This window comes from Mycobacterium pinniadriaticum (genome assembly GCF_026242045.1).
Taxonomy (GTDB): Bacteria; Actinomycetota; Actinomycetes; order Mycobacteriales; family Mycobacteriaceae; genus Mycobacterium; species Mycobacterium pinniadriaticum.
Genome location: NZ_JAPJDO010000112.1, coordinates 1 through 949 on the forward strand (window position 1 = coordinate 1; position 949 = coordinate 949).

Genomic DNA, 949 nt, shown 5'->3' on the forward strand with positions numbered 1-949 from the left:
GGCTCTTCATGATTGACGGTGTAGTTGGGGTTTGAATCCGCCGGTTTCCAGTAGTGATCGGGCGATGTAGTTGGTGAGGTTGCGAAAGCCAAGGGCCGACCCGCGGAGGTGTTCGAGGCGGCCATTGATCGCCTCGGTCGGGCCGTTGCTTGTGCCTGGCCGGTCGAAATAGGCCAGGACATCGGCGGCGCGCTTCTTGAGCGTGCGCCCGAGAGTGATCAGCTCCTGCAGCGGCTTGGGGACACCGGCGCTCAGCGTGGCGATCAGCGCCGCCATCATGGTGCGGCCCTTTTTGCGGTCGGGTTCACGGTAGGCGGCCACGGTGCGCTGATACATCGTCCAGGTGGCCTCGACCTCGGCGTGAGCATCGCTGGCGAACAGTGCGACCAGTCGGGCTTTCTGGGTGTCGGTGAGCAGATCAGCTCCGGTGTGCAGGGTGCGCCGGCACGCGTAGAGCGGGTCGGTCTTGCGGCCTCGGTGCCCACAGGTGGCCAACTGCACGCGGCGGCGGCACTCGTCGAGGGCGTTGCCGGCCAGGCGGACTACGTGGAAGGGGTCCATCACTGTGGCCGCCTCGGGTAGCTCTTCGGCGGTAGCGGTCTTGAAGCCGGAGAACCCGTCCATGGCAACGACTTCCACACCATCACGCCAGTGTTTGGGGCGGTCGGCCAGCCAGTCCTGGAACGCCTTCTTGGAGCGGCCCTCGACCATGTCGAGCAGCCGAGCCGGACCGGTCTTATCGCGCACGGGGGTGAGATCGATGATGACGGTGACGTACTTGTCGCCGCGGCGGGTGTGGCGCCACACGTGTTCATCGACGCCGATCACCGCCACACCGTCGAAGCGGGCCGGATCAGCGATGAGTACCCGCTTGCCCTCGGCCAGGACCGCGTTGTTGGCGGTGTTCCACGACACCGCCAGGGCTTCGGCGACTCTGGCCACGCTCAGG

At 66.3% G+C, this 949-nt stretch carries 1 protein-coding gene; it reads right to left on the minus strand.

Going from position 1 to position 949, the window contains the following annotated elements:
• Nucleotides 1-6: 6 nt before the first annotated feature.
• Nucleotides 7-949: ISL3 family transposase (locus tag ORI27_RS32875; protein ID WP_266001431.1), on the minus strand; the 943-nt coding region annotated here is incomplete at its 5' end.